At 63.3% G+C, this 4,732-nt stretch carries 5 protein-coding genes; all 5 read left to right on the top strand.

The features are described 5' to 3' along the window. On the top strand, nt 1-646 hold a 646-nt coding region (locus AC1DRP_RS35100; protein WP_476770956.1), incomplete at its 5' end, for an O-antigen ligase family protein. Next, nucleotides 639-1,400, top strand: coding sequence for a polysaccharide deacetylase family protein (locus tag AC1DRP_RS35095; RefSeq protein ID WP_441507065.1), 762 nt, complete (start codon nt 639-641; stop codon nt 1,398-1,400). The genes AC1DRP_RS35100 and AC1DRP_RS35095, both read left to right, overlap by 8 nt. A gap of 11 nt (nt 1,401-1,411) precedes the next feature. Continuing rightward, a complete protein-coding gene (locus tag AC1DRP_RS35090) occupies nt 1,412-2,656 on the top strand; it encodes a glycosyltransferase family 4 protein (protein ID WP_476770955.1) in 1,245 nt (414 codons plus the stop codon). A 299-nt stretch (nt 2,657-2,955) separates the two neighbouring features. Continuing rightward, nucleotides 2,956-4,083 carry a glycosyltransferase family 4 protein gene (locus tag AC1DRP_RS35085; protein ID WP_441491070.1) on the top strand — a complete coding sequence of 376 codons (1,128 nt, stop codon included), beginning with the start codon at nt 2,956-2,958 and terminating at the stop codon, nt 4,081-4,083. A 77-nt stretch (nt 4,084-4,160) separates the two neighbouring features. Beyond that, nucleotides 4,161-4,538 (top strand): VanZ family protein, encoded by a 378-nt coding sequence (locus AC1DRP_RS35080; RefSeq protein WP_441490887.1) that lies wholly within the window; start codon nt 4,161-4,163, stop codon nt 4,536-4,538. Nucleotides 4,539-4,732 lie beyond the last annotated feature (194 nt).

Below are 4,732 nucleotides of genomic sequence, written 5' to 3'. Positions count from 1 at the left end.
CTCGACGGCCATGCTGCCGGCTATCCTTCTGCTCGCATGGGTCTTCGAGAAGGTTCGCTTCCTGCGCATTCCGATCGTCATCGGCGGTGTCGGGGCGTTCAACATCTTCGCGATCGGGGCTGCGGTCTTCAGGCCGCTGGGCGATTTCATCAACGAGCTCGGGATCGATGCGACTTTTACCAACCGCGCGGATATCTGGCGGTTTGCCGTCTCCGAACTCGCGGACCGGCCACTGACAGGATACGGCTTCAAGGGTTTCTGGCAGACATCGGAGCTCGTCCACAGCGGCGGCTCGATCGAAACCTGGGCGGTTGCCGCGGCAAACGGGCACAATTCCTATCTCGACGTCGCATTGATGACGGGAATCCCCGGGCTTTTGCTGACGCTGGTCTGGCTCGTCGTCCTGCCGCTCCGCAACATTTCGCGGCTGGAACCCGACGCCGAGCACTCGCATCTGACTCGGCTCTTCACCCGCATCTGGCTCTACGCCATCTTCAATGCCGGCCTCGAGAGCCTGTTCTTCGAAGGTGGCAACTCGCTTTGGTTCACCTTGCTGTTCGCGCTTTACGGCCTGTCCCTGCAGGCCTCGGCCGCGCTGGCGCCGGAGCGCCGGACCCAGCCGGAAGGGGCCGTCGCGCATGCCTAGCGTATCCGAACGCCTTGGAGCGAAGGTCGACAGCCTGAGCAACCGGCTGATCTGGGGGCTTGCGGGCTCCAGGCGCCGCCTGGAGACGGACACCCCGCTGGTCTCCTTCACCTTCGACGATGTTCCAGATTCTGCCCGTAGCGAGGGAGCATCGATCCTCGAGAAATATGGCGTGCGTGGCACGTTCTATATCGCCGGAGGGCTTGCGGGGCAGGTCGAGCCGAACCGGGTGCTGATAACACCGGACGGGTGCCGGGATCTCGCCGAACGCGGTCACGAAATCGGCTGCCACACCTTCTCGCATCGCAGGATCCGCGACATTCCCGGCGCCGATCTGTCGCGCGATCTGGACCGCAATGCCGACTATCTCGCGCAAGCCGGCATTTCCGCGGAGCCGGCCAATTTCGCCTTTCCCTACAATGCGGCATGGCCTCTGGCGCGACCCGAATTCCGCCGGCGCTTCCGCACATGCCGCGGGGCCGGCGAAGCCATCAATCGCGGTGCGGTCGATCCCCTGATGCTCAAGGCCGTCGAGATTCGCCAGCCCGATCCGGAGGCGCGCGCCCTGACACGCTGGATCGACGAGGTGGTCGCCATGCCCGGCTGGCTCGTCTTCTTCACGCATGACATCGCACCCAACCCGACATCCTATGGGTGTACGCTGGGCACATTCGAGCATCTGGTGCGTCACGCGGTCGAGCGCGGATGCGCGGTCCAGCCTGTCGATCGCATTCTGGATCGGATCGGCTGGTGAGGAGCCGGGACGTGGCAAAACCCCAACCTGCCGGGAAGCGCCTGCTGGCGATCAATAACTATTTCTACCGCCGCGGCGGGGCCGAGGCGGTCTTCTTCGACCACATGACCATGTTCGAAAGGATCGGTTGGGATGTCGTCCCCTTTGCCATGCAGCATGAGGACAATGAACCCTCGCCATGGTCAGACTATTTCGTGTCGGAGATCGAATATGGTCGCCAGACGAGCCCGTTGCGAAAGGTCGTCCAAGCAGCAAGCATCATCTACTCCGTCGAAGCGCAACGGAATATCGCGCGACTGATCGAGCAGGCGCGCCCCTCGGTCGCCCACGCCCATAACGTCTACCACCACCTCTCCCCGGCGATCTTCTCCACCTTGAAGTCAGCTGGCATTCCGGTGGTGATGACGGCGCATGACCTGAAGCTCGCCTGTCCGTCCTACAAGATGCTGCGCGATGGAAAAATCTGCGAGGATTGCCGCGGCGGCCACATCTACAATGTCCTGCGCCATCGCTGCATCAAGGGATCCGTGCCGTACAGCACCCTGGTCCTGGCGGAAACTCTGGTGCATCGCTCGCTCGGCCTTTACCGGGACAAGCTCGACCGCATCGTCGTTCCCAGCCGCTTCTATCTGGAGAAGCTGGTCGAATGGGGCTGGCCCCGCGAGCAGCTGGAATACATACCGAATTTCGTCGATGTCGAGCGTTACAGCAGCGACTGGGAGGAGGGCGATTATTTCGTCTTCGCCGGCCGCCTCGCGCCCGAGAAAGGGCTGGCGACCTTGATCAAGGCCGTCGCTCTCTCGAAGCAGCGGCTCATCGTGGCCGGCACTGGGCCCGATGAAGCGGCCCTTCGCCAGTGCGCCGATGAAACCGGCGCGGACGTGAGCTTCGTGGGGCACTTGTCAGGGCAGGACCTGCACCGCCTGATCGGACAATCCCGAGCGCTGGTGCTGCCCTCCGAATGGTATGAGAACGCCCCGATCAGCATCCTGGAAGCCTATGCGCTGGGACGTCCCGTGCTGGGTGCCRCCATCGGCGGCATCCCGGAGATGATCCGGGAGAAAGAAACCGGAATGCTGGTGACCTCGGGAGACGCGCAGGATCTCGCGCAGAAACTGGGAGATCTGGCCGCGCTCCCGGCGGCCGAGCGCGCGAGGATGGGAGCGGCGGGGCGCAAATGGATCGCAGCCGACTTCTCCGCCGCCGCCTTTCGCGACCGGACGCTGAACCTCTATGCCGCGCTCGGGGCCGCCTGAAAGGCGACGAGGCAAAAAGCGATGTAAAGGTTAATAATTGGAAAACACGCCGCGCGCCGGGCTGTCTATTGCGGATGGCAGCCCGCATTCTATAAAATTCATCGAAATCAGGTAGAGGGATTTTCCAGAACACCGGATTCCACTCTCTACCTTCCCAAGAGGAATCTCTCCGAGGTCCGGCGCCGAGCTGAAAGCGCAACGGTCTTCGGCATTGTCGTTCAAGACCGGCCGGGCAGCAATCGGCGGAGGCGTCATTGACCAGTCTTCCTCTTGWGGTGCCTCCCGCACAGCCGGTGGCTATGGCAAGTCAGGATATTCCACGGCGTGTCATTTTCCTCGGACTCCGCGGCATCCCCAATGTTCAGGGCGGCGTAGAGAAACATGTCGAGATGCTGGCCGGCGAGATGGCCGCATGCGGCTGGAACGTCGAAGTCATCGGCCGGCACCGTTACCTGCCGTCTCCGCCTTCTCCCGCGAACGGTATCCGTGTCTTCTCGCTCTGGGCCCCCCGCAAGATGGCGCTGGAGGCCATCGTCCATACCTTCCTGGGCGTCTGTTTCGCGGCGGTGCGCCGGCCGGACATCCTGCACATTCATGCGGTTGGCCCGGCATTGATGGTGCCTCTCGCCCGTCTCCTGGGCATGAAGGTGGTCGTGACCCATCACGGCTATGATTACGACCGGCAGAAATGGGGCGGCGTTGCCCGGCGCGCCCTAAGACTTGGCGAGTATCTCGGCATGCGCCTGTCCCATGGCCGGATCGCGGTCTCGCGCGAGGTCGCCCAGACCATGAGCTCCCGCTACGATACGCCGGTCAGCTTCGTGCCGAATGGTGTGGCCATCTCCCGGGGCGCGCATCGGACTGGCGTCCTGGCGGAGTTTGGCCTGCAGCCCAAGCGTTATGTCCTGCTTGCCGCCCGCCTCGTTCCGGAGAAGCGGCAAACGGACCTCATCGAAGCATTTGCGCGGAGCGGGCGCTCCGACCTTCGCCTGGTCCTGGCGGGTGGAGCGGAGTTTGAAACCGCCTATTCCCTGCAGGTCAGGGAGATGGCCCAGGCCGTGCCCGGCGTCGTCTTGACTGGTTTCCAGTCCGGCGACAGGCTTGCCGAACTCTTCGCCAATGCCGCGCTCTTCGTCCTGCCGTCGAGCCATGAGGGGATGCCGATCGCGCTCCTGGAGGCCATGGCGTCCGGCCTCCCGGTGCTCGCCAGCAATATCGCCGCGAACCGGGAACTTGGCCTGCCTCCGGAGGATTACTTTCCGCTTGGCGATGTCGATGCGCTCGCCGCGGCGATAATGGCAAAGATCGCCAATCCGATCAGCGAGGAGCAGGCCCGCTCCCAGATCAAGCGGGTGGAGCTGGCCTATAGCTGGCCGAACGTCGCCCAGAAGACGCTGGAGGTCTATCGGGCGCTGCTGGCGAAATAGGCGGGCTTCCATTGTGAGCGAGAGCGCGCGATAGAGCGCCAGCAGCTCGCCGCCCCACAGCCAGAGATCGACGGACCATGACATTCAGGATAGTTCTACGCGCCCTGGCATGGTTCACGCTCGCCTTCATCGCTTACGCAACCTTGTCCGCGATCGAGCTGCGTCCGAGAATCGGCGATGCCGTTCATCTCGAACGGTTCGGCGCATTCGGCCTCCTGGGTTTCCTCTTCGCCACCGCATATCCCCGGCGAATTGGGATCATACTCCTGCTGACCATCGGGATCGCAATAGGGTTGGAGCTCTTCCAGATGCTGTCACCCGACAGGCACGCGCGGCTGGGAGATGCCCTGGTCAAGATCGCCGGAGGTGTGAGCGGCGTCGCGGCGAGTTGGCTGTCTGCCCGCCTGCTGCCGCGGCTCACAACCTACCTGGATCGTGAGCGGCTCAGGGGGTAGGCGTCTCGCTGCATCCGCGGCAGCGTCGGCCAGCATGCTATCATTGTTGTGAGGAGGGTGATGCTCTCGATGATACAACTGATTGCAGCCTATTCGGACGCAGTGATCCTGATCATTTGCGGATTGTCCACTGCGGTACTGGGAGTATTGCTCGCCTCCATTGCCCGTCGCCTATGGTTTGCCCGGCCTCGGGA

This window comes from Allobosea sp. 01N443, assembly GCF_056399325.1.
The sequence above is the reverse complement of the archived record's forward strand: the minus strand, read 5'-3'. Positions and strand labels throughout refer to the sequence as shown.